Annotated in this window: 17 protein-coding genes; 10 read left to right on the top strand and 7 right to left on the bottom strand. The window is 72.3% G+C overall.

The annotated features are described in order from the left end of the window. Positions 1–257 precede the first annotated feature (257 nt). The 3 genes from QUY26_RS16580 to QUY26_RS16570 all read right to left on the bottom strand — a co-directional run bounded on the left by QUY26_RS16580 (position 258) and on the right by QUY26_RS16570 (position 3,968). Positions 258–1,535: a DUF5667 domain-containing protein gene (locus tag QUY26_RS16580; RefSeq protein WP_289947360.1), complete on the bottom strand. Its 1,278-nt coding sequence runs from the start codon at positions 1,533–1,535 to the stop codon at positions 258–260. A gap of 304 nt (positions 1,536–1,839) precedes the next feature. Beyond that, positions 1,840–2,613 (bottom strand): ECF subfamily RNA polymerase sigma factor, BldN family, encoded by a 774-nt coding sequence (locus tag QUY26_RS16575; RefSeq protein ID WP_289947358.1) that lies wholly within the window; start codon positions 2,611–2,613, stop codon positions 1,840–1,842. Positions 2,614–3,011: 398 nt separating this feature from the next. Then, on the bottom strand, positions 3,012–3,968 hold the full coding sequence (locus QUY26_RS16570) for an HAD family hydrolase (protein ID WP_289947356.1): 957 nt from the start codon (positions 3,966–3,968) through the stop codon (positions 3,012–3,014). Positions 3,969–4,108: 140 nt separating this feature from the next. Between QUY26_RS16570 and QUY26_RS16565 the strand changes: the two genes are divergently transcribed. The 7 genes from QUY26_RS16565 to QUY26_RS16535 all read left to right on the top strand — a co-directional run bounded on the left by QUY26_RS16565 (position 4,109) and on the right by QUY26_RS16535 (position 12,155). Then, entirely contained in the window at positions 4,109–4,396 is a 288-nt protein-coding gene (locus tag QUY26_RS16565; RefSeq protein WP_289947355.1) for a glutaredoxin family protein, read from the top strand. A 332-nt stretch (positions 4,397–4,728) separates the two neighbouring features. Continuing rightward, positions 4,729–5,496, top strand: a complete 768-nt coding sequence (locus tag QUY26_RS16560; protein WP_289947353.1) for a redox-sensing transcriptional repressor Rex — start codon at positions 4,729–4,731, stop codon at positions 5,494–5,496. Beyond that, entirely contained in the window at positions 5,493–7,163 is a 1,671-nt protein-coding gene (locus tag QUY26_RS16555) for a glutamyl-tRNA reductase (protein ID WP_289947352.1), read from the top strand. Before QUY26_RS16560 ends, QUY26_RS16555 begins: the two co-directional genes overlap by 4 nt. Next, entirely contained in the window at positions 7,160–8,119 is a 960-nt protein-coding gene (gene hemC, locus QUY26_RS16550) for a hydroxymethylbilane synthase (protein WP_289947351.1), read from the top strand. The genes QUY26_RS16555 and hemC overlap by 4 nt, the downstream gene beginning before the upstream one ends. Next, the gene (locus QUY26_RS16545) at positions 8,116–9,777 is read left to right on the top strand and encodes a bifunctional uroporphyrinogen-III C-methyltransferase/uroporphyrinogen-III synthase (RefSeq protein ID WP_289947350.1); all 1,662 of its coding nucleotides are present in this window, start codon (positions 8,116–8,118) and stop codon (positions 9,775–9,777) included. Before hemC ends, QUY26_RS16545 begins: the two co-directional genes overlap by 4 nt. 254 nt (positions 9,778–10,031) lie before the next feature. Further along, a complete protein-coding gene (gene hemB / locus QUY26_RS16540) occupies positions 10,032–11,021 on the top strand; it encodes a porphobilinogen synthase (protein WP_289947349.1) in 990 nt (329 codons plus the stop codon). Positions 11,022–11,162: 141 nt separating this feature from the next. Beyond that, on the top strand, positions 11,163–12,155 hold the full coding sequence (locus QUY26_RS16535; RefSeq protein WP_289947348.1) for a zinc-binding dehydrogenase: 993 nt from the start codon (positions 11,163–11,165) through the stop codon (positions 12,153–12,155). Positions 12,156–12,183: 28 nt separating this feature from the next. On the opposite strand, the gene QUY26_RS16530 is transcribed toward QUY26_RS16535, so the two are convergent. From QUY26_RS16530 to QUY26_RS16520, 3 genes are all read right to left on the bottom strand, one after another. After that, on the bottom strand, positions 12,184–13,092 hold the full coding sequence (locus QUY26_RS16530; RefSeq protein WP_289947347.1) for an NAD(P)-dependent oxidoreductase: 909 nt from the start codon (positions 13,090–13,092) through the stop codon (positions 12,184–12,186). Positions 13,093–13,243: 151 nt separating this feature from the next. Then, a complete protein-coding gene (locus QUY26_RS16525; RefSeq protein WP_289947346.1) occupies positions 13,244–13,780 on the bottom strand; it encodes a DUF4232 domain-containing protein in 537 nt (178 codons plus the stop codon). An 84-nt stretch (positions 13,781–13,864) separates the two neighbouring features. Next, on the bottom strand, positions 13,865–14,584 hold the full coding sequence (locus tag QUY26_RS16520; RefSeq protein ID WP_289947345.1) for a DUF4232 domain-containing protein: 720 nt from the start codon (positions 14,582–14,584) through the stop codon (positions 13,865–13,867). A 222-nt stretch (positions 14,585–14,806) separates the two neighbouring features. On the opposite strand from QUY26_RS16520, the gene QUY26_RS16515 reads away from it, so the two are divergent. Both QUY26_RS16515 and QUY26_RS16510 read left to right on the top strand, forming a co-directional pair. Further along, the gene (locus QUY26_RS16515) at positions 14,807–16,363 is read left to right on the top strand and encodes a helix-turn-helix domain-containing protein (protein WP_289947344.1); all 1,557 of its coding nucleotides are present in this window, start codon (positions 14,807–14,809) and stop codon (positions 16,361–16,363) included. Between the two features lie 146 nt (positions 16,364–16,509). Beyond that, the gene (locus tag QUY26_RS16510) at positions 16,510–17,712 is read left to right on the top strand and encodes a PLP-dependent aminotransferase family protein (RefSeq protein ID WP_289947341.1); all 1,203 of its coding nucleotides are present in this window, start codon (positions 16,510–16,512) and stop codon (positions 17,710–17,712) included. A gap of 3 nt (positions 17,713–17,715) precedes the next feature. On the opposite strand, the gene argS is transcribed toward QUY26_RS16510, so the two are convergent. Further along, on the bottom strand, positions 17,716–19,518 hold the full coding sequence (gene argS / locus QUY26_RS16505) for an arginine--tRNA ligase (protein ID WP_289947339.1): 1,803 nt from the start codon (positions 19,516–19,518) through the stop codon (positions 17,716–17,718). Positions 19,519–19,723: 205 nt separating this feature from the next. Here argS and lysS point away from each other — a divergent pair, with 205 nt between their 5' ends. After that, complete coding sequence (gene lysS, locus QUY26_RS16500) at positions 19,724–21,472, top strand: lysine--tRNA ligase (RefSeq protein WP_289947337.1); 1,749 nt, start codon at positions 19,724–19,726, stop codon at positions 21,470–21,472. Positions 21,473–21,609: the final 137 nt, after the last annotated feature.

Genomic DNA, 21,609 nt, shown 5'->3' with positions numbered 1-21,609 from the left:
GCCCCTTCTCCGGTCCCGGGGCTCTGCCCCTGGACCCCGGGGGTGGGTGTCCCCTTCGGGTGGGACAGCTGCCCCCGATCGGCGCTTCGCGCCTCGTCCTCAATCGCCGGACGGGCTGAAAACCTCGCCGAGGTGGGCCGGAGGTGTACCGGGCAGGCAGTGCGGGCCGCTTCGGCCGAAGTGATGCGGGGCGGGGGGAGAGAGGCCGTCCGTCGGGCTGGGGAGAGGTGCCCGACGGACGGTGGTTGGGGGAGGGGTTACTTCTGGTCTTCGCCCTCGATGCCCAGTTCCGGGAGGAGGCCGGGGAGCAGGGGCGGGAGGGTGACTTCCGGGCTTCCGGGCTTGGGGTGCTTGGTGCTGGGGCTCTTCTTGTCCTCGTGGGTGTCGGAGGGGGAGGAGGGGGCCTTCTCGGCGGGCGGGTCGAGGAGACCGTCGGTGACGCCGGGGAGGAGGCCTTCCTGGCTTTCCTTGTGGCCGGACGAGGACGGCTTCGGCTTGTGCGGGGACTGGTCGCGGCCGGAGTCGTCGGAGTCGCGGGGGGTGGGGCCCTCGCGGTGGGTGCCGGTGGAGGAGCCCTGGCGGGGGCCCTGGTCGGGGGAGCCGCCCTTGTCGGGCTTGCTGCTGGGCAAGAGGGAGCGCAGCGGCTCGACTTCCTGCTCCATGGCGTCGAAGACGGAGCTGACCTGCTCGCCGACGTCGCCGAGCTGGACGGGGAGCTTGTCGCGCAGGGCGCTCCAACTGCCGCGATGGGACTGGGTGAAGGCGGACAGGGCCTGGATGGGGCCGAGTGAGCCGTCGCGTTCGTACGCTTCGAGGAGGAGGCGGTGGCCCTCGGCGGCGTCGTGGCGCATGCCGGAGAGGGCGCGGCGGACCTCGCCGACGGATTCGTGGTCGAGGTGGCCGGAGCGGGAGCGCTCCATCAGGCGGCGGGCCTCGTTGAGCCGGGTCGAGGCCTGGTCCAGATAGAGCCGGCCGCGGTCGGTGTCGCTGTCGGCCATGCCGAGCTTGAGGTCTTCCATGCCGCGCTTGAGGCCGTAGAGCGAGTCGCCGGGGAGGGCGTCTCCGCTCGCCGCGGCCACGCCGCCGAAGGCTCCGGCCGCGACGCCCACGGTGAGTCCGCCGGCGGCGATGCCTTTGGACAGCCGGGTGCGTGGCTTGAGTTTCCGCAGGGGGCCGGCCCGGTGGGCGCCCTTGGCGCCTTTTCGGGAGCGCTGCTCCGGTACGGAAGGGCCTGTGCCGTCGCCCGCCGCCGTGCCCTCCGCGAACATGGCTTCCATGGCGGCCACCAGCTGGGCCCGCTGGACCACTTTGACCTCGGGGTCCAGCTGGGGCGCGGGCAGCCGTGCGAGTCCGTCGGCGAGCGCGAGCATCCGGTCGCGCTCGGCCGCGCCGGGGGGCGCGGTGTCGGCTCGGGCGGCCACCGAGGTCGCGGCGGAATCTTCGGGCTGCTCGGCCGCCGGGTCCTGGTCGGACTGCTCCTCCAGGGCCTGGGCGAAGGCGTTCGCCCGCCGGTGTGCCGATACGTTCGCGATCACTGGCGGCACCTCCTCTCGTCATGACGGTCGACTCCCCAGGGGGTCCTGAGGGTTGCACGCCCTGAACACTTCCACACGTTCGAGTGAGCGCATGGGGTCTCCCTCCGCTCTCGGGGAGCTCGGGGAGGGTCAGATCGCAACCACAGGGAGCCTGCATCCCGCACAACGAGCGTCGCGGCACTTGGGTTACGGACGAAAGATGATCGGACCGCGAAGGGCTCGGCAAAGTCCGTGACGGCCAGCAGGCCGTCACGGATGGTGAGTTGGGCGTCACGTCGGGTCGCGGGACGCCGTGCGGGCGGCGCTAGCGGGCGTCGTCCGGGAGGAGTCGGGCGAGGGTGCGGACCGCCCGGTACTGGAGGGTCTTGATCGCGCCTTCGTTCTTGCCCATGACGCGGGCGGTCTCGGCCACGGAGAGGCCTTGCAGGAAGCGCAGCGTCACGCACTCCTGCTGCTGGGGGTTGAGGCGGCGGACCGCGTCGAGGAGCGCGGCGTTCGACAGGGACTCCAGGACGGAGTCCTCGGGGCTGCGCTCGACCTCGTTGGCGTCGAGCATCTCACCGGTGGTGACCTCGAGGCGGAAGCGGCTCGACTTGAAGTGGTCGGCCACGAGGTTGCGGGCGATGGTGACGAGCCAGGCGCCGAAGTCGCGGCCCTGCCACGTGAACGTACCGATCCTGCGCAGGGCGCGGAGGAACGTCTCGCTGGTGAGGTCCTCGGCGGTCGCCTTGCCGCCGACGCGGTAGTAGATGTAGCGGTAGACGGTGTCGCTGTACTGGTCGTAGAGGCGGCCGAAGGCGTCCGACTCGCCTGCTTGGGCGCGCTCGACGAGTTCCATCATGCGGGCGCTGTCGCTGTCCGCCGCGGGGCGGCGGTGGGTGGTCGTGGCGGCGGCGGAGCGCGTCCGTCTGGTCACAGCCGCACCGCCGTCCGCCAGGGCGTAGCACGGCCCGGCGGGTGCCGGGACGGCGAAGGCGGGGACGGCGTACGCGGTGGGGACGAAGCCGCGCAGGCGGTCCACGACCGTCGCGCGCAGCGTAGCCAGGCCCGAGGCGTCAACCCCGACGTGTGGGTACACGGGACTCCCAGAGGCAGAGCTTCCATCACTTGCAGTACCGAACCGTTCACCCGTCGTAGCGATGTGCACGGTCCGTTATGCGTCTGAGGAGAATAACGCTTCGTACAGGCAGCGCTACACCCAGTTGCTCAAATCATCGATTACGTCGCTTCTGTTACCGATCGGCGGTCGATCAAGCACCGGTTATTGAACGGTTGTTGATCGGATTAGCGCGCATTCGGGGTGGGCGCGGGGCGTGTTGTGGCCGAGTTGAACGAACGGGACTGGCGGGGGGCGTGGCGGGTAAGACAGAACGATTGCCGTCGTTTCCGCGCGCGGCGAGGCTGCGGAGGCCTAGGTTCCGGGGCCTTCGCGCGAGATGGTCACTGTGAGTGGTCGCCCTGGGGAGCGGTGTGCCGTCAGTGGCGGCGGCGGTGCAGGGCGATCGCGGCCGCCGTGCCGCCCGCGAGGGCGCCGACGCCCGCGGCGGCCGGGATGCCGACCTTCGCGGCCTTGCGGCCCGTGCGGTAGTCCCGCAGTCGCCATTCGCGGGCGCGGGCGTGCTTGCGCAGCTTGGCGTCGGGGTTGATCGCGTAGGGATGTCCGACGAGCGACAGCATCGGGATGTCGTTGTGGGAGTCGCTGTACGCGGCGCAGCGGGCCAGGTCCAGACCCTCGGCGGCGGCCAGGGCGCGGACGGCCTCGGCCTTCGCGGGGCCGTGCAGCGGCTCGCCGACGAGCTTGCCCGTGTACACGCCGTGCACGGACTCGGCGACGGTGCCCAGGGCGCCGGTCAGGCCGAGGCGGCGGGCGATGATCGTGGCCGTCTCCACCGGTGCGGCCGTGACCAGCCAGACCTTCTGTCCGGCGTCGAGGTGGGCCTGGGCCAGGGCGCGGGTGCCCGGCCAGATGCGCTCGGCCATGTACTCGTCGTAGATCTCCTCGCCGATGGACATCAGCTCGGCGACGCGGTGGCCCTTGACGATGGACAGGGCGCTGTCGCGGGCGTCCTGCATGTGCTCGGGGTCCTCGATGCCCGCCATCCGGAACCACGCCTGCTGCCAGGCGAACCGGGCGAGCTCGCGGCGCTGGAAGAACTTCCGCTTGTACAGGCCGCGGCCGAAGTGGAAGAGGGCGGCGCCCTGCATCACGGTGTTGTCGAGGTCGAAGAACGCGGCGGCCTTCTCGTCGCCGGCGACCGGGAACTCGGGGGCCTCGGGTGCAGTCTCGTCGGGCGGGGCGTCCGCTGCCCGGCCGTGGAGCTCTTCCAGCTCCTGTGACGACTTGCGCGCTGCCTCCGCCGAGGCCTCGCCTGCCAGGACGCTGCGCGCGGTGGCGGAGCGCCTGCGGGGGTGGAGCCAACCGAGAGCGGCCATGCCGTCGAGCATAGCCACTCTGTTCGGTCCCCCTGTGAATGGAGGGATTCGAACCCGTCAACGATCCGTGTCGCGCTGGTCACACCGGGGCGCGGTGCGGGCCGGTGCCGGCGCGCGGAGCCGCGTAGGAAGCTTGGGGCATGAGTCCTCTTTTCCGCCGTGGTGGCGGCACAGCGAAGAAGGTGCCCGGCGACCGCCTGGTGACGTTGATCGGCAAGCCCGGGTGTCACCTGTGCGACGACGCGGAGGCCGTGGTCCAACGCGTCTGCGGTGAGCTGGGCGTCGCCTGGGAGAAGAAGGACATCACCGTGGACGAGGCGCTGCACAAGGAGTACTGGGAGCAGATTCCGGTGGTGCTCGTGGACGGGGAGCAGCACACGTTCTGGCGGGTGGACGAGGGGCGGCTGCGGCGGGAGTTGCTGGGGTAGTGCGGTGCCGTCGGTCCTGATGGCCGGTTGTGACGTCCGGAGCTGTCCGGAAAGTCGTTTAGCATCGGGGGTCGGTTTTGAGGTCTCGGGGGCGAGGATCGTGAGGAGTGTGTGCGGTTTTGCCCCCGTCGGTTGAGTGTCGTCGCTGGCCGTGCGCCGGTTCCAGGAAAGTGCGCCGGGGGTGCGTGACCCCGGTCACGTTGGGCGGGCAAATCGGACACCATCTTTGTGCACGCGTTCACAAAGACATAGCCTGCTGTCGACGGGGCGGTCTTGGGACGCGACTTCGGGTGCCAGCCCGCCTTCAGCCCCGCTCTACCCGCAGGAGCACCGTGGCAACTGGCCGAACTCACCGACCGGCGACCCGCAGCCGAGGGATTCCCGAGGCCACCGTCGCCAGGCTTCCGCTGTACCTGAGGGCTCTGACCGCGCTGTCGGAGCGCTCGGTTCCCACGGTCTCCTCCGAGGAGCTCGCGGCCGCCGCGGGGGTCAACTCCGCGAAGCTGCGCAAGGACTTCTCCTACCTCGGGTCCTACGGGACGAGGGGTGTCGGCTACGACGTCGAGTACCTCGTGTACCAGATCTCCCGTGAGCTCGGCCTGACCCAGGACTGGCCGGTTGTCATCGTCGGTATCGGTAACCTCGGCGCCGCGCTCGCCAATTACGGTGGGTTCGCCTCGCGCGGTTTCCGCGTGGCCGCCCTCATAGACGCCGATCCGGCGATGGCGGGCAAGCCCGTCGCCGGGATGCCGGTGCAGCACACGGACGACCTCGAGAAGATCATCGGTGACAACGGCGTCTCGATCGGCGTCATCGCGACCCCGGCGGGCGCCGCCCAGCAGGTCTGCGACCGGCTCGTGGCCGCGGGCGTCACGTCCATCCTGAACTTCGCGCCGACCGTCCTGACCGTCCCCGACGGCGTCGACGTGCGCAAGGTCGACCTCTCCATCGAGTTGCAGATCCTCGCCTTCCACGAGCAGCGCAAGGCCGGTGAGGAGTCCGCCGCCGACGGCGCCGACGCCGCGGCCGGGCCCGCCGTGGCCAAGGACAAGCACCGCAAGGGACCCGACGGGGACGTTCCCGCCGTGATGCCGGCATGAGTCTCCTCGTCGTAGGCCTCAGCCACCGCAGCGCCCCCGTGAGCGTCCTCGAGCGGGCCGCGCTCACCGTCGACGCGCAGGCCAGGCTGCTGCACGACACGGTGGCCGCCGAGCCCGCGGCGGAGGCCGCCGTGCTCGCCACCTGCAACCGCATCGAGCTGTACGCGGACGTGGACAAGTTCCACGCGGGCGTTGCCGAGCTGTCGACGCTGCTCGCCCTGCACAGCGGGGTCGGCCTGGAGGAGCTCACTCCTTATCTGTACGTCCACTACGAGGACCGGGCCGTCCACCACCTGTTCTCGGTGGCGTGCGGGCTCGACTCCATGGTCGTCGGCGAGGGGCAGATCCTCGGCCAGATCAAGGACGCGCTGGGGCGAGCGCAGGAGCTGCACACCGCGGGCCGCCTCCTCAACGACCTCTTCCAGCAGGCCCTGCGCGTGGGCAAGCGGGCACACTCGGAGACCGGTATCGACCGGGCCGGGCAGTCGCTCGTCACCTTCGGCCTGGAGCAGCTGGCCGGGCGCGAGCCCGTGCACGCCTGGGCCAAGGGCAAGCGCGCCCTGGTGATCGGCGCGGGCTCGATGTCCTCGCTGGCCGCGGCGACGCTCGCGCGCTCCGGCGTGGACGAGGTCGTCGTCGCCAACCGCACCCTGGACCGGGCCGAGCGCCTGGCCGAGATCCTCACCGAGGGCGGCACGGGAGTGCTCGCGCGTGCCGTGCCGATGGCCGAGGTGGCCGGGGAGCTGACACGTGCCGACGTGGCCGTGTCCTGCACCGGCGCCACGGGGCTCGTCCTCACGGCGGCCGACGTCACGGCGGCGGTCGCGGGACGCGTCGGTGCCGCACGGGACGACGTACGGGATGACGCACGGGACGGCGGGCGCGCCGGTCACGACGGCTCCGCCTGCGATGACGACGACTGCGTGATCGCGCCGCACACCGGCACCGACGAGCCCGCGGGGACCGCCGTCCCGGACGCGGGCGGCTGCCCCGTCGGTTCGCACGTCGGCGACGAGACCGCGTACGAGCAGCACGCCGCGCTCGTGGACAACAGCCCCGCCGTGGGCGGCCCGGTGCGGGTGAGCCGTCCGGCGCCCGCCATGGTGCCGGCCGCCCGCGCCGCCGCGCTGTACCTGCTCGACCTCGCCATGCCCCGCGACATCGACGCCGCCGCGCACCGCCTCACCGGCGTGCGCCTGGTCGACATCGAGTCCCTCGCGGACGCCTCCGCCGACGCGCCGATGGCCGCCGACGTGGACGCCGTGCGCACCATCGTGTCCGACGAGGTCGCCGCGTTCGGTGCCGCCCAGCGGGCCGCGCACATCACGCCGACCGTCGTCGCGCTGCGCACCATGGCCGCCGACGTCGTCAGCGGCGAGATCGCCCGGCTCGACGGCAGGCTGCCCGGACTCGGCGACAAGGAGCGCGCGGAGATCACGCAGACCGTGCGCCGCGTCGTCGACAAGCTGCTGCACGCGCCGACGGTGCGGGTGAAGCAGCTCGCCAGCGAGCCCGGCGGCGCCGGGTACGCCGACGCCCTGCGCACCCTCTTCGACCTCGACCCCGAGACGGTCGCCGCCGTCTCCCGCGCCGACCTGCTGAGCAACGCCGGCGGCCAGCACAACCAGCTCCACGAGAACGACGAACCCAAGCGAGGCCGCGCATGACCGAGAAGGCACTCAGACTCGGGACCAGGCGCAGCAAGCTGGCCATGGCCCAGTCCGGGCAGGTGGCGAGGAAGGTCACCGAGCTGACGGGGCGGCCCGTCGAGCTCGTCGAGATCACCACGTTCGGCGACACCTCCCGCGAGCACCTCGCGCAGATCGGCGGCACCGGTGTGTTCGTCACCGCGCTGCGCGACGCGCTGCTCGCCGGTGAGGTCGACTTCGCCGTGCACTCCCTGAAGGACCTGCCGACCGCGCAGCCCGAGGAGTTGACGCTCGCCGCGGTGCCCGAGCGCGAGGACCCGCGGGACGTGCTGATCGCCCGCGACGGCCTGACGTTCGCGCAGCTCGGCGACGGCGCCCGCGTCGGCACCGGCTCGCCGCGCCGGATGGCGCAGCTCAACGCCTACGCGCGCAACCACGGCACGTCCATAGAGGCCGTCCCGATCCGCGGGAACATCGACACCCGCATCGGATACGTGCGCGACGGAAAGCTGGACGCCGTCGTGCTGGCCGCCGCGGGACTCAACCGCGTCGGCCGGATCGACGAGGTGACCGACTTCCTGTCGGTCGACACCGTTCTGCCCGCCCCCGGCCAGGGGGCACTGGCGATCGAGTGCGCCGCGACCCACGCGTCACTCGCCGCCGCGCTCGCCGAGCTCGACGACCCGTACACCCGGGTCGCCGTGACCGCCGAGCGATCCCTGCTCGCCGCCCTGGAGGCCGGTTGCAGCGCACCTGTGGGTGCGTTGGCCGACCTTCTGGCCGACGGGCAGGTTGTCAAGGAAATGCGCCTGCGCGGCGTCGTCGGTGCCACCGACGGCTCGACGCTGGTGCAGCTGTCCACCACCGGTCCCGTGCCCGGGACACACGACCAGGCGCTGGCACTCGGGCGGGAACTCGCCGCCGAGATGCTCGCCAAGGGCGCGGCCGGTCTGATGGGGGAGCGAGCACTTTGAGCCCCACCTCGAACCTTCCCGGCCTTCCCGCACACGGGCACGTCACCTTTCTCGGTGCCGGACCCGGAGATCCGGGACTGCTGACCCTTCGCGCCGTCGAGGCGCTGGCCCGAGCGGATGTGTTGATCGCCGAGCCGGATGTTCTCGATGTCGTACGTGTGCACGCCCGAGGGGGTGTGGACACACCTCTCCCGCAGGCCGCTGACGGCACGTCAGCGGGTGGCGACGGGCCTTCGGCCTCAGCCGCGGCCAATCTTGTCATGGAGGGCGCGCGCGGCGGCAGGCGGGTCGTGCGGGCGGTCAGCGGTGATCCGGGCCTCGACGCCTACGCGGCCGGGGAGATGCTGGCCTGCGCCGCGGAGGGCATCCCCTTCGAGGTGGTGCCGGGCATCGCGGCCGCGGTCGGTGTGCCCGCGTACGCGGGGGTGCCGCTGCGGGACGCGCAGGGCACGGACGTCCGGTTCGTCGACGCCCGTACGGCCTCCGAGCGCTGCTGGGGGGAGGTCGGCGCGTCCGACGGGACCGTGGTCGTCTCCACGTCCCTGGACTCGGTCGCGGCCGCCGCCGGTGAGCTGGTGTCCGCCGGGCGCAAGCCCGACACCCCGATGACGGTGACCGTCGCCGGTACGACGACGCGCCAGCGCACCTGGACCGCGACGCTCGGCACCATCGCGCAGGTCCTCAAGCAGGCCAAGGTGCTGCCCTCGCCCGACGGCGGGCAGGCCGTCATAGCCGTGGTCGGTGAGCGCTCGGCCGCCGCGCAGCGCGAGCAGCTGTCGTGGTTCGAGTCGAAGCCGCTCTTCGGGTGGCGCGTCCTCGTACCGCGCACGAAGGAGCAGGCCGCCTCGCTCTCCGACCAGCTCCGGTCCTACGGCGCGGTGCCGCACGAGGTGCCGACGATCGCCGTCGAGCCGCCGCGGACGCCGCAGCAGATGGAGCGCGCGGTCAAGGGCCTGGTCACCGGGCGCTACGAGTGGATCGCCTTCACGTCGGTGAACGCGGTCAAGGCCGTGCGGGAGAAGTTCGAGGAGTACGGGCTCGACGCCCGGGCCTTCGCCGGGATCAAGGTCGCCGCGGTGGGCGAGCAGACCGCCGCCGCGCTGGTCGCCTTCGGCGTGAAGCCGGATCTCGTGCCGAGCGGGGAGCAGTCCGCCGCCGGCCTCCTGGAGGACTGGCCGCCGTACGACCCCGTCTTCGACCCGATCGACCGGGTGTTCCTGCCGCGCGCCGACATCGCCACGGAGACCCTGGTCGCCGGGCTCATCGACCTGGGCTGGGAGGTCGACGACGTGACGGCCTACCGGACCGTGCGGGCGTCGCCGCCGCCGGCGGAAACCCGGGAGGCCATCAAGGGCGGCGGGTTCGACGCGGTGCTCTTCACCTCGTCGAGCACCGTGCGGAACCTGGTGGGCATCGCGGGCAAGCCGCACAACGTGACCGTGATCGCCTGTATCGGGCCCGCCACCGCGAAGACCGCGGAGGAGCACGGGCTTCGGGTGGACGTGATGGCTCCTGAGCCTTCCGTGCACAAGTTGGCCGCTGCGCTGGCGGAGTTCGGGGCGCGGCGGCGCGCTGCCGCGCTGGAGGCCGGGGAAGCCGTCACGCGGCCGAGTGAGCGGCGGCCGGGGGCGCGGCGGCGGCGGGCGGCGGCGCCGTAGGGTGCCCTGCGGGGCCTTCCCCGATCCCGCCCCTTCCCGATCCCGGGGCTTTGCCCCTGGACCCCGGGGTGGGTGTGCCGTGGCGGGTGGGACGGTCCGCCCCCGAATCGGCGCTCCGCGCCACGTCCTCAAGCGCCGGACGGGCTGATGTGTCCCCGGGGCGGGCCGGAAGGTGGCGGGCTGTTGCTCAGCACGTTGGAACTGTGGGCGGGTGGGTGGGAGAACAGCCCGTCCGGTGAGGTGGAGTTCAGGCAATGAGTACGTACGGTTCGTTTCCCGGCTCGCGGCCCCGGCGGCTGCGTACCACCCCCGTGATGCGGCGCATGGTCGCCGAGACGCGGCTGCACCCGGCCGATCTGGTGCTGCCCGCGTTCGTGCGGGAGGGCATCGGCGCGCCCGTGCCGATCGACTCGATGCCGGGGGTGTTCCAGCACACCCGCGACACCCTGAGGAAGGCCGCCGTGGAGGCGGTCGAGGCGGGGGTCTCCGGGATCATGCTGTTCGGTGTGCCGGAGGAGTCCAAGAAGGACGGGCTCGGCACCGTGGGCACCGACCCCGACGGGATCCTGCAGGTCGCGCTGCGTGACGTGCGGGCCGAGGTCGGGGACGACCTGATCGTCATGTCCGACCTGTGTCTGGACGAGTTCACCGACCACGGCCACTGCGGTGTCCTGGACGAGCAGGGCCGGGTCGACAACGACGCGACCCTGGAGCGGTACGCCGAGATGGCGCAGGTCCAGGCCGACGCCGGGGCGCACGTGGTCGGGCCGAGCGGCATGATGGACGGCCAGATCGGCGTCATCCGCGACGCCCTCGACCAGACGGGGCACGAGGACGTGGCGGTCCTCGCGTACACGGCGAAGTACTCCTCGGCGTTCTACGGCCCCTTCAGGGAGGCCGTCGGCTCCTCGCTCAAGGGCGACCGCAAGACCTACCAGCAGGACACGGCCAACAGCCGTGAGTCCCTGCGCGAGTTGGCCCTCGACCTCGAAGAGGGCGCCGACATGGTGATGGTCAAGCCCGCGGGCCCCTACCTCGACATCCTGGCGAAGATCGCGGAGGCGTCGGACGTGCCCGTGGCCGCATACCAGATCAGCGGCGAGTACGCGATGATCGAGGCCGCCGCGGAGCGCGGGTGGATCGACCGCGACAAGGCGATCATGGAGTCGCTGCTCGGCATCAAGCGGGCGGGGGCGCAGATGATCCTCACCTACTGGGCCACCGAGGTGGCGCGGCAGCTCTAGCGGCAGCTTCGGGCGCCCGTTTCGGGCGTGCGCGCGGACGGAGGCGGCCGCGGTTCACAGCGGTTGGAGTCCCTTGACTTCAACCGCTGTTGAGGTTCGAGAGTGGGGGCATCGAATCGATCCCACGTCCGGGAGGACCAGATGCACGCCGTTGTTCTTCACGAGTTCGGACCCGCCGCGAACCTTTCGTACGAGAGCGTGCCCGACCCGGTGCCGGGGCCCGGGCAGGTGCGGGTGGCGGTGCGGGCCGCGGGGGTGCACTTCATCGAGACCGTGATGCGGGCGGGGGCCGCGAGCGATCTCGCGCCGCCGCTGCCGGAGCTGCCCGCGATCTTCGGCGGCGAGGTCGCCGGGGTGGTCGACTCGGTGGGGCCCGGGGTGGGGCAGGAGTGGCTGGGGCGGCACGTGGTGACGTCCGGGGGCGGGCCCGGCGGGTACGCGGAGTTGGCCGTCGCCGAGGTGGGGAAGGTGCACGCGGTGCCCGAGGGCCTCGGGTTCGAGACCGCCGTCGCCATGATCGTCACGGGGGCCACCGCCATGGGGCTGCTCGACGTCGCCGAACTGCGCCCCGACGACGTGGTGTTGGTGACGTCCGCCGCCGGGGGTGTGGGGCGGCTCGTGGTGCAGTACGCGCACGAGACGGGGGCCACCGTGGTGGGCGCCGCCGGTGGGCCCGCCAAGGTCGCAGCCGTGCGCAAGCTCGGGGGCCGAGGCGGTGCCGAGGTGGTCGGTGTCGACTACGACGAGGACGGGTGGGGCGACGAGGTGCGCGCCCGGATCGGCGGGCGCCGCGTCAGCGTCGTGCTCGACGGGGTGGGCGGGGAGAAGGCCGCCACCGCGTTCGAACTCCTCGCCGACGGGGGGCGGTTCGTCTCCATCGGGTCCGCGTCCCAGGTGGAGTTCGTGCCGGGTGCGGACGTGCTCGCCGAGCGCGGCATCACGTACCGCGACGCGCTCCTGGAGCTCATCGGGCACCCCGAGAGGCGGCCCGATCAGGAGCGGCGCGCCCTCGCCGCCGCCGCCTCGGGGCGGCTCACCCCCGCTGTCCAGTCGTTCCCGCTGGCCCACGCCGCCGAGGTGCACGCGGCGCTGGAGCGCCGGGAGACGACCGGCAAGGTGGTGCTCGTCCCGTGATGCCGTGGCGGCTCGGCGTCTTCCTGCCCTACGGGGTCCTGACCGGCTCGGGGGACTTGAGCAGGTCGACCATCCGGGACAGGCCGTCGGCGCCGTACCCCTGCGCGACCGCGCGCTCCAGGAGCGGTGTCAGGGCCGCGAACAGCTGGTCGCTGACGCCCTGTTCGGCGAACGTGGTGGTGAAGTTGGGCAGTACCGCCAGGTTCATCTCCAGGTTCGACACGTCCGTGAGGTGCTGCCCGGACTCGATGGCCTCGGCGGTGCCCGGCACGATCCCGTGGGTCATCGCGACGACCCAGTCCGACAGGAGCGGCGCGAAGTCCTTCGCGGACACGCCCGCGCTGCCGATGAGTGCGTAAGCCTGGGCGACGCCCATGCCCATGCCGTACATGGCGGTGAGCAGCGCCAGGTCCCACAGGGCGGCGAGGCCCGCGTCGGTGCCGACCCACCGGGTGTCGGCGAGGGCGGCGAGCGTGTCGCGGTGCCGCGTGTAGGCCTCCTCGTCGCCGCTGTAGAGGATGTACGCGCCCGGGCCCGCGATCATCTGCGGTACGGCCATGATGCCGCCGTCGACGTAGGCGATGCCGTGCTCCTGCGCCCAGGCGGCGAACTCCCGTGCCTGGGACGGCGTTCCGTTGGTGAGGTTCACCAGGGTGCGGCCGCGCAGCTCCGCGGTGAGCGGGGCGAGCAGTTCGCGCACGCTGTCGTTGGTCGTGAGGCAGACGATCACCAGCGGGCTCGCGGTGACCCCGGCCGCAGGGGTGTCGGCCGGGGTCGCGCCCTGCGCGACGAGCGGTCCCGTCTTCGCCGCCGTACGGTTCCAGACCGTCGTGGGGTGGCCCGCCTTCAGCAGGGCGGAGGCGAGGGCGGAGCCCATCAGGCCGAGGCCGAGGACGGAGACGGGGTGGTCGGAAGGGGTGTGGTCGGTGGCGGGCACGGGGCTCCTTCGAGGGCGGTACGGCGTTTCGAGGCGTTCCGAGGAACACCTCGATCCTCGCCGTGCCCGCACGGACCGACAAGTACCGACTATTTTGTGAGGTACTCACCAAAAGGTAAGTGAGGGGCGGTCGTTCGGCGTCGGCCGGGGGTTACCAGGCCAGCGCGTCGGACGCCGTGGACTGCCAGTACGTGACGAACGCCGAGTCGTCCACGTACACGCCCCCGGTGGGCAGCTTCGGGTGGGTCATGCTGCCGGCGCCGCCGTTCATCGCCCGGTTGGCGAACAGGACCCCGAGCTTCTTGGTCCTGAAGCCGTCGGTGCCCTCGGGGGACTCCGTGCGGATGCCCGCGTACGCCGACTGGCCCGGCTCCAGGGTGACCACGGCCTGCGGCACGCTCTCGCGGAGCACGGCGGTGGCGGCGTGCGACTGGCCGAAGCGCAGGTACGGGGCGTGGTAGGCGTAACAGGGCTTGGTGCCGGTGTTCTTGGCCCGCAGGAGCAGGTGGTTGACGGGGCGGTCGACCTTCTTCACAGTCACCGTGGTGTGGGCGGCCGTGCAGGTGACCGGGGTGGCCTCGGCGCCGGTGCCGCTCGCGGACGCGCTGCCCGCGAAGGCGGCCAGGGAGAGGGTCGCGGCCAGGGCGAGGGTGGTGGCGGTGGTGCGGGTGCGGAGGGTGGTGCGCATGGGTGCCTTCTTCTCTTGGGTGGTGGGTGGACCGGCCGGGTGTGTGCGGCCGGTGGGTCCTGGTAGGTGTGGCGGGGGGGGGCGTCAGGACGTCAGCGCGTCCGCCGAGTCGCTCATCCAGTACGTGACGCGCAGCTTGTCGTCGACGTGCACGCCCTTGGCCTGCAGCGCCGCGTCGGTGAACTTGTCGCTGCCCTGGAAGCCGACCTGGAGGTTCTGCGCGGTGTAGCCCTCGCCGCCGCTGCCGTCGCCCGCCGAGAGGATCGCGGCCGCGTAGCCCTTGGCGCCCGGCTTGAGCGAGGTGACCGCCTGCGGCTTGCTCTCCTCGATGACCGGCGGCACCGACTGGGCCTCGTCGAACTTGAGGATCGGGTAGCCCTTCAGGTCGCACATCTTGTCGCCGGTGTTGGTGATCGTGATCAGCATGTGGTTGAGGGGGCGGGACACCGGCGCGGCGGCGACCGAGGTGTTGTCCGCTGTGCAGGGGACCCGGTTCGCGGGGGCGTCGGGGTCGGAACCCGTACCGCCGCCGGAGTTCTCCCGGGCGCCGGACGAGCCGCCGCTGCCGGAGCCGGCGCCCGAACTCTCGCCGCCCGCCCCGTCGGTGCCGCCGGCCGCCTCCCCCGACGCGGTCCCGCCCTGGCCCGCGGCGGAACCCCGGGCGCTGGAGGAGGACTTCGCGGCGCCTTCGTCCCGCGTTCCGGACGCGTCGTCGTTGCCGCAGGCGGTGAGCGAGAGCGCGGCGAGGGCGAGCGTCACGGCGGCGAACAGGCGGGTACGGGGGCGGCGGACGGAGGCAGGCATGGGCGATCTCTTCCTTCGGAATGTGACGGGAGCGACGTGCGCCGCGCCGAGGACCTGGCGGGGGCGGCGTGCTTGGATGACTTCAGCTTGTGCGGCGTGTCGTCCCGGTGGCCAGAGCGGCCGGACAACGAGGGACAGTGGAACGCTCGTACCGGCTCTGACCTGCGGGAACAGGGGTTCCCTGGAACGGTTGGCTGGAATGGCGGACAGGGGTGAAGAAGCGTGGGGTCGGGTGATCTCGCGGCGTTGCTGCGGGAATTGAAGGACCGGTCGGGGCTCAGCTACGGAGTCCTCGCCAAGCGGCTGCACATGAGTACGTCGACGCTGCACCGCTACGTGAACGGGACCGCCGTGCCGACGGAGTTCGCCCCGGTGGAGCGCCTCGGCAGACTCTGCAAGGCGAGCCCCGAGGAGCTGGTGGAGCTGCACCGGCGGTGGATCGTGGCGGACGTGTCGCGGGGGCGGAAGGCGGAGGCGGCGGCGGAGTCCGCCGCGGGCGCGGAGACTTCTGGGGCCGCTGAGTCGGCCGAGGCCACAGGGACCGCTGAGGCGGCTGGAGTTGCCGGGGCTGCCAGGGCTGCTGCGGCTGCTGTGGCTGGCGGGGACACCGGGGCTGCCGAGGCGCCCGAGTCCGCCGAGCCCACCGAGGCCGTGCCCCCGTTCCAGCCCGACCCCGACCCCGCCCCCCGCCCGGAAGCCGCCCCCCGCCCGGACTCCGAACTCTCCCCGGTCTCCCGCACCCCCGCCCCCGCCCCCGCCCCCGGCGCCACCGCCGTCCGGGCACGTCGAGGCGGCCGCCTGTCCCGCCTGCGCCGACGGCAACTCGCCGTCGCCGGTGCCGTCGGCGTCGTCCTGGCCCTCGGCGGCACCGCCCTCGCGCTGCAGAACGCGTCGGGTGACCCGGACGACGGCCGGGACAAGGCCGTCGACCGCGCCGTGCCCTCGGCGGATCAGGCCCCGTCCGGCACGGGGCGGAGCCAGGACAAGAACCCCTCCGCCACACCTTCCGCCGAGGACGGCCAGGACGACAAGGGCAGGAAGGGCAAGAAGGACAAGGAGAAGGGGAAGGGCGAGGGGAGCGAAGGGGACGGCGAAAAGGACGAGGGCGGCACGTCCTCGGGCGGCGGCAAGGCCGGCGCCGGCTCGTCCGGCGCCACGAAGGGCACCCCCGTCACCGCCCGCGTACGCCCCTTCCCGTACTACCCGAACCCGTGCGCCCAGAATTTCCTCATCGACCGGGAGCCGGGAGAGGTGCTGCAGCCGCCCTCCGAGCGGGAGGCGCCGACCTGGGTGCGGGCCATGGGCGGCGTCCAGGCCGGCGGCGGGTTCGTCGAGGTCACCCTCCAGGGCACCGGCGAGGACACCGTCGTACTGGAGCGCATCGACGTCGACGTGCGCCGCAAGAGCGCGCCGCTGAAGTGGAACAGCTACCAGTCGGGCAACGGCTGCGGCGGCCCCGTGGGCGTCAAGTCCTTCCGCGTCGACCTGGACACCGCCCAGCCCACCGCCGTCCCCAAGTCCGGCCAGCGCAACTTCCCCTACAAGGTGAGCGAGTCCGACCCCGAGGTCTTCTACTTCGAGATCGACACCAAGAACTACGACGTGCAGTGGTCCCTGAACCTGCAGTGGTCCACCGGCGGCCGCACCGGGGTGCTGCGCGTCGACGACGCGGGCAGGCCGTTCCGCACCAGCTCGGACGCGGGGCGCCCGGAGTACAAGTGGCCGAACGGCGCCACGAAGTGGAGCAGGGAGGAACCGCAGCCGCCCGACCAGGGCTGAGGCGGCCCCGCCGGGCCGGGGGAGACCGGGACGGCGGTGGCGGCCGGGCGGTGGTGGAGCTTCGCCGTCCGCATACCGAAAAGGGTGTCGCGGGCGGCGCGCCCATGTCTACCCTGCCGGGACGCACGTACCGGAAGGGACCCTCGATGACCGTCACCAGCCGCGCCACCGCCACCCCCACACCGCCGCTCGCCGCGCGTGCCGCCGCCATCGAGGGCTCGCCGGTGCGGGACATCCTCGCGGTCACCGCCAGGCCCGAGGTCATCAACTTCGCGGGCGGTCTGCCCGCGCCCGAGTTCTTCGACGCGAAGGGCGTCGCCGCCGCGTACCAGGCCGTCCTCGCGGACGCGCCCGGGCGGGCCCTGCAGTACTCCACGACCGAGGGCGAGCCCGCGCTGCGCGGCGCCGTCGCCGGGCGCTACACCGCACGGGGCCTGGCGACCGGCGCCGACGACATCCTCGTCACCACCGGATCGCAGCAGGCCCTGTCGCTGCTCGCCACCGCCCTCGTCGAGCCCGGCGACACCGTCCTCGTCGAGAACCCCTGCTACCTGGCGGCCCTCCAGGTCTTCGCCTTCGCCGGGGCGCACGTCGTGCCCGTGCCCGGGGACGCCGACGGCCTCGACCCGGACGCCCTGGACGCGCTCGTCGCCGAGCACCGGGCCAAGCTGCTCTACACCGTGCCCACCTTCCAGAACCCGACCGGGCGGACCCTGCCCCTCGGGCGGCGGGACGCCCTCGCCGAGGTCGCCGCCCGGCGCGGGCTGTGGATCGTCGAGGACGATCCGTACGGGGAGCTGCGGTTCGAGGGGGAGCGGGTGCCGTGGATCGCGTCCCGGCCGGGGGCCGAGGACCGGACCGTGGTGCTCGGGAGCTTCTCCAAGGTCATGGCGCCGGGCCTGCGGCTCGGGTGGCTGCGGGCGCCGGCCGCGCTGCGGCGGGCCTGCGCCATCGCCAAGCAGGCCGCCGATCTGCACACGCCGACCGTCAACCAGCTCGCCGCCGCCTGGTACGTGGAGCGGTACGACCTGGACGCGCACGTGGGGCGGGTCGCCGGGGTGTACCGGGAGCGGCGGGACGCGATGCTCGCGGGGCTCGGGGACGCGCTGCCCCCCGGGTCGGAGTGGAATCGGCCCGAGGGCGGGATGTTCCTGTGGGTGCGCTTGCCCGAGGGGTACGACGCGACGGAGCGGTTGCCGGGGGTCGTCGGGCACGACGTGGCGTACGTGCCCGGGGCGCCGTTCTACGGCGGCGCCCCGGACCCGAGGACCCTGCGGTTGTGCTTCGTGACCCAGACGCCCGAGGAGATCGCCGAGGGCCTGCGGCGGCTGCGGGCGGGTCTCGCCTAGGAGTTACAGGCGTTCCGGGGTGCGGATGCCCAGGAGGGACATGCCCCGGTGGAGGGTGCGGGCCGTGAGGTCGCAGAGGAACAGGCGGTTCTCGACCTGGGCCGGGGTGTCCGCCTTGAGGACCGGGCACTGGTCGTAGAACGTCGTGTACAGCGACGCCAGTTGGTACAGGTACGCGGCGAGCTTGTGCGGGGCGTACTCCGCCGTCGCGTCCGCGAGCACCTCGCCGAACGCGTCCAGGTGCAGGCCCAGCGCCCGCTCCGCCGGGGCGAGTTCGACCTCGGCGTGGGCGACGGGGCCGCTGCCCTCGGCCCGGCGCAGGATCGACTTGATGCGGGCGTAGGCGTACTGGAGGTAGACCGACGTGTCGCCGTTGAGGGAGACCATCTGGTCCAGGTCGAACTTGTAGTCGCGGTTGGCCGAGGTGGACAGGTCCGCGTACTTCACGGCGCCGATGCCGACGTACCGGCCGTTCTCGATGATCTCCTGCTCGGTCAGGCCCACCTTCTCGGCCTTCTGGCGCACGACCGCCGTGGCCCGCTCGACGGCCTCGTCGAGGAGGTCCTCCAGGCGCACCGTCTTGCCCTCACGCGTCTTGAACGGCTTGCCGTCCGCGCCGAGCACCGTGCCGTAGCCCATGTTGTGCGCGGTGACGTCGTCGTTCAGCCAGCCCATCCGGCGGGCCGCCTCGAAGACCATGCGGAAGTGCAGCGACTGGCGTACGTCCACGACGTACAGCAGGGACGTCGCGTGCAGCCCGACGACGCGGTCGCGGATCGCGGACAGGTCGGAGGCCGCGTACCCGAAGCCGCCGTCGGCCTTCTGCACGATCAGCGGCACCGGCTGGTCGTCCTTGCCGCGGATCTCGTCGAAGAAGACGACGAGCGCGCCGTCGGAACGGACGGCGACACCGGACTCCTCCAGGAGGCGGGCCGTCTCCGGCATCATGTCGTTGTACGCGGACTCGCCGACGATCTCCTCGTCGCGGACCTCCATGTCCAGCTTCTCGAAGACCGAGTAGAAGTAGACCTTCGACTCGTCGACGAACCGCTGCCACAGGTCGAGGGTCTCCTTGTCGCCGGACTGCAGGGCGACGACCCGCTTGCGGGCCCGCTCCTTGAACGCCTCGTCGGCGTCGAAGACCGCGCGCGAGGCCTTGTAGACCCGGTTCAGGTTCGACATGGCCTGGTCGCCGTCGGTGTCGGTCTCGGGGGACAGCTCGCCGGGGTGCTCGATCAGGTACTGGATGAGCATGCCGAACTGGGTGCCCCAGTCGCCGATGTGGTGGCGGCCGATGGTCTTCTCGCCGGTGAAGTCCAGCATCTGCCGCAGGGCGTCGCCGATCACCGCGGAGCGCAGGTGGCCGACGTGCATCTCCTTGGCCACGTTCGGCTGGGCGTAGTCGATGATCGTCGTGCCCGGCTTGTCCTTGAGCGGGACGCCGAGGCGGTCGCCGTCGGCGGCGCGGGCGGCGAGGGTCTCGGTGATCGCCCGGTCGGTGACCGTGATGTTCAGGAAGCCGGGCCCGGAGACCTCGACGTCGGCCAGCAGGTCACCGCCTGTGATCTTCTCGACGACCTGCGTGGCCAGCTCCCGCGGGTTGGCCTTCGTCTTCTTCGCGAGCGCGAGGATGCCGTTGGCCTGGAAGTCCGCCCGGTCGCTGCGTCGCAGCATGGGGTCTCCCCAGCTCGCAGAGCTAGGGGAAGGGTCCGCGGCGCCGCCCGACGTCTCCGACGCCATCGCTGCCGAGAGGGCGTCCGCGAGACGCTGGTGGACGGATGCGGCGAGGGACGTGACCGGGGCCATGAGCTTCCGTTCTGGTAATGGGCGTGCATCAGGGTGAGCGTCAAGTGTCCCATGGGGAGGGGCACCGGTTCGCCTCGATAAACGCGACCCGGCGGCCGGGGCGGACGCGACCGTGCCGCAGCGGCCGGAGCAACCCCGGACCGAGTCCTTCCGTCTGGGACAATGGCTTACGCCAGATTCCCTGAAACCCGAGGAACAAGAGGACGTGCCGATCGTGGCTCAGAGCACCGATACCACCGACTGGGTCTCCCGCTACGCGGACGAGGTCATCGCCGAGTCGGAGCGTCGTGCCCCGGGCAAACCCGTCACGGTCGCCTCGGGCCTCTCCCCCTCCGGCCCCATCCACCTGGGCAACCTGCGCGAGGTCATGACCCCGCACCTGGTCGCCGACGAGATCCGCCGCCGCGGCCACCAGGTCCGGCACCTGATCTCCTGGGACGACTACGACCGGTACCGCAAGGTCCCGGCCGGGGTCCCCGGCGTCGACGAGTCCTGGGCCGAGCACATCGGCAAGCCCCTGACGTCGGTGCCCGCGCCCGCCGGTTCGGCGTACCCGAACTGGGCCGAGCACTTCAAGGCCGCCATGGCCGCGTCGCTCGCCGACCTCGGCGTCGAGTTCGACGGGATCAGCCAGACCGAGCAGTACACCTCGGGGGCGTACCGCGAGCAGATCCTGCACGCGATGCGGCACCGCGCCGACATCGACGCGATCCTCGACCAGTACCGCACCAAGAAGGACCCGGCCAAGGGCAAGAAGCAGCAGAAGCCCGCCGACGAGGCCGAGCTGGAGGCCGCCGAGGGCTCCGGCGCGGCCGCCGAGGACGACGGCAGCGGCGGCACCGGCGGGTACTTCCCGTACAAGCCCTACTGCGGCCAGTGCGGCAAGGACCTGACCACCGTCACCTCCTACGACGACGACTCCACGGAGCTGGCCTACGTCTGCACGGCCTGCGGCTTCGAGGAGACCGTGCGGCTGAGCGAGTTCAACCGCGGCAAGCTGGTCTGGAAGGTCGACTGGCCGATGCGCTGGGCCTACGAGGGCGTGATCTTCGAGCCCAGCGGCGTGGACCACTCCTCGCCCGGCTCGTCCTTCGTCGTCGGCGGCCAGATCGTCCGGCAGATCTTCGACGGCGTGCAGCCCATCGGCCCGATGTACGCCTTCGTGGGCATCAGCGGCATGGCCAAGATGTCCTCGTCCCGGGGCGGCGTGCCCACCCCGGCCGACGCCCTGAAGATCATGGAGGCGCCGCTGCTGCGCTGGCTGTACGCCCGCCGCAGGCCCAACCAGTCCTTCAAGATCGCCTTCGACCAGGAGATCCAGCGGCTCTACGACGAGTGGGACAAGCTCGCCGCGAAGGTCGCCGACGGCTCCGCGCTGCCCGCCGACGCCGCCGCGTACACGCGCGCCGTGGGCACCGCCGCCGGACCGCTCCCGACGACGCCGCACCCGCTGCCGTACCGCACGCTGGCCTCCGTCGCCGACATCACCGCCGGCGCCGAGGACCAGACCCTGCGCATCCTGTCCGAGCTCGACCCGGCCGACCCGCTGGCCTCCCTCGACGAGGCGCGGCCCCGGCTCGACAAGGCCGAGGCGTGGATCAACACGCACGTCCCGGCCGACCAGCGCACCGTCGTGCGGGACGAGCCCGACATGGAACTGCTCGGCTCCCTCGACGAGGAGGGTCGCGAGTCCCTGCGGCTGCTCCTGGACGGCCTGGACTCGCACTGGTCCCTGGACGGCCTGACCCACCTGGTCTACGGCGTCCCGAAGGTCCGCGCGGGCTTCGCCGCCGACGCCGGGCCCAAGGAGCTGCCGCCGGAGATCAAGACGGCCCAGCGGACGTTCTTCGCGCTCCTGTACCACCTGCTGGTGAGCCGGGACACCGGGCCGCGCCTGCCCACGCTGCTGCTCGCGGTGGGGGCGGAGCGGGTGCGGAAGCTGCTCGGCGCCTAGTCGGCACGCCTGGGAGGGCTCAGGCACGGCGTGAGGGGGGCGGGTCCATTCCGGGCCCGCCCCCCTTTGCGCGCCGCCGCCGGGTGCATCCTTCGGACTACCCGGGTTTCGGCCCCGGGCAGGACGTTCCGGCCGGT

The sequence above is a fragment of the Streptomyces flavofungini genome, from assembly GCF_030388665.1.
Lineage (GTDB): Bacteria > Actinomycetota > Actinomycetes > Streptomycetales > Streptomycetaceae > Streptomyces > Streptomyces flavofungini_A.
This window is presented reverse-complemented; position numbering and strand designations above follow the sequence as displayed.

Coding starts and splice junctions, on each gene's coding strand:
- QUY26_RS16535 (WP_289947348.1), top strand. CDS start 11,163: ATGCACGCCGTTGTTCTTCACGAGTTCGGACCCGCCGCGAACCTTTCG.
- QUY26_RS16510 (WP_289947341.1), top strand. CDS start 16,510: ATGACCGTCACCAGCCGCGCCACCGCCACCCCCACACCGCCGCTCGCC.
- hemB (WP_289947349.1), top strand. CDS start 10,032: ATGAGTACGTACGGTTCGTTTCCCGGCTCGCGGCCCCGGCGGCTGCGT.
- argS (WP_289947339.1), bottom strand. CDS start 19,518: ATGGCCCCGGTCACGTCCCTCGCCGCATCCGTCCACCAGCGTCTCGCG.
- hemC (WP_289947351.1), top strand. CDS start 7,160: ATGACCGAGAAGGCACTCAGACTCGGGACCAGGCGCAGCAAGCTGGCC.
- QUY26_RS16520 (WP_289947345.1), bottom strand. CDS start 14,584: ATGCCTGCCTCCGTCCGCCGCCCCCGTACCCGCCTGTTCGCCGCCGTG.
- QUY26_RS16570 (WP_289947356.1), bottom strand. CDS start 3,968: ATGGCCGCTCTCGGTTGGCTCCACCCCCGCAGGCGCTCCGCCACCGCG.
- QUY26_RS16555 (WP_289947352.1), top strand. CDS start 5,493: ATGAGTCTCCTCGTCGTAGGCCTCAGCCACCGCAGCGCCCCCGTGAGC.
- QUY26_RS16565 (WP_289947355.1), top strand. CDS start 4,109: ATGAGTCCTCTTTTCCGCCGTGGTGGCGGCACAGCGAAGAAGGTGCCC.
- QUY26_RS16525 (WP_289947346.1), bottom strand. CDS start 13,780: ATGCGCACCACCCTCCGCACCCGCACCACCGCCACCACCCTCGCCCTG.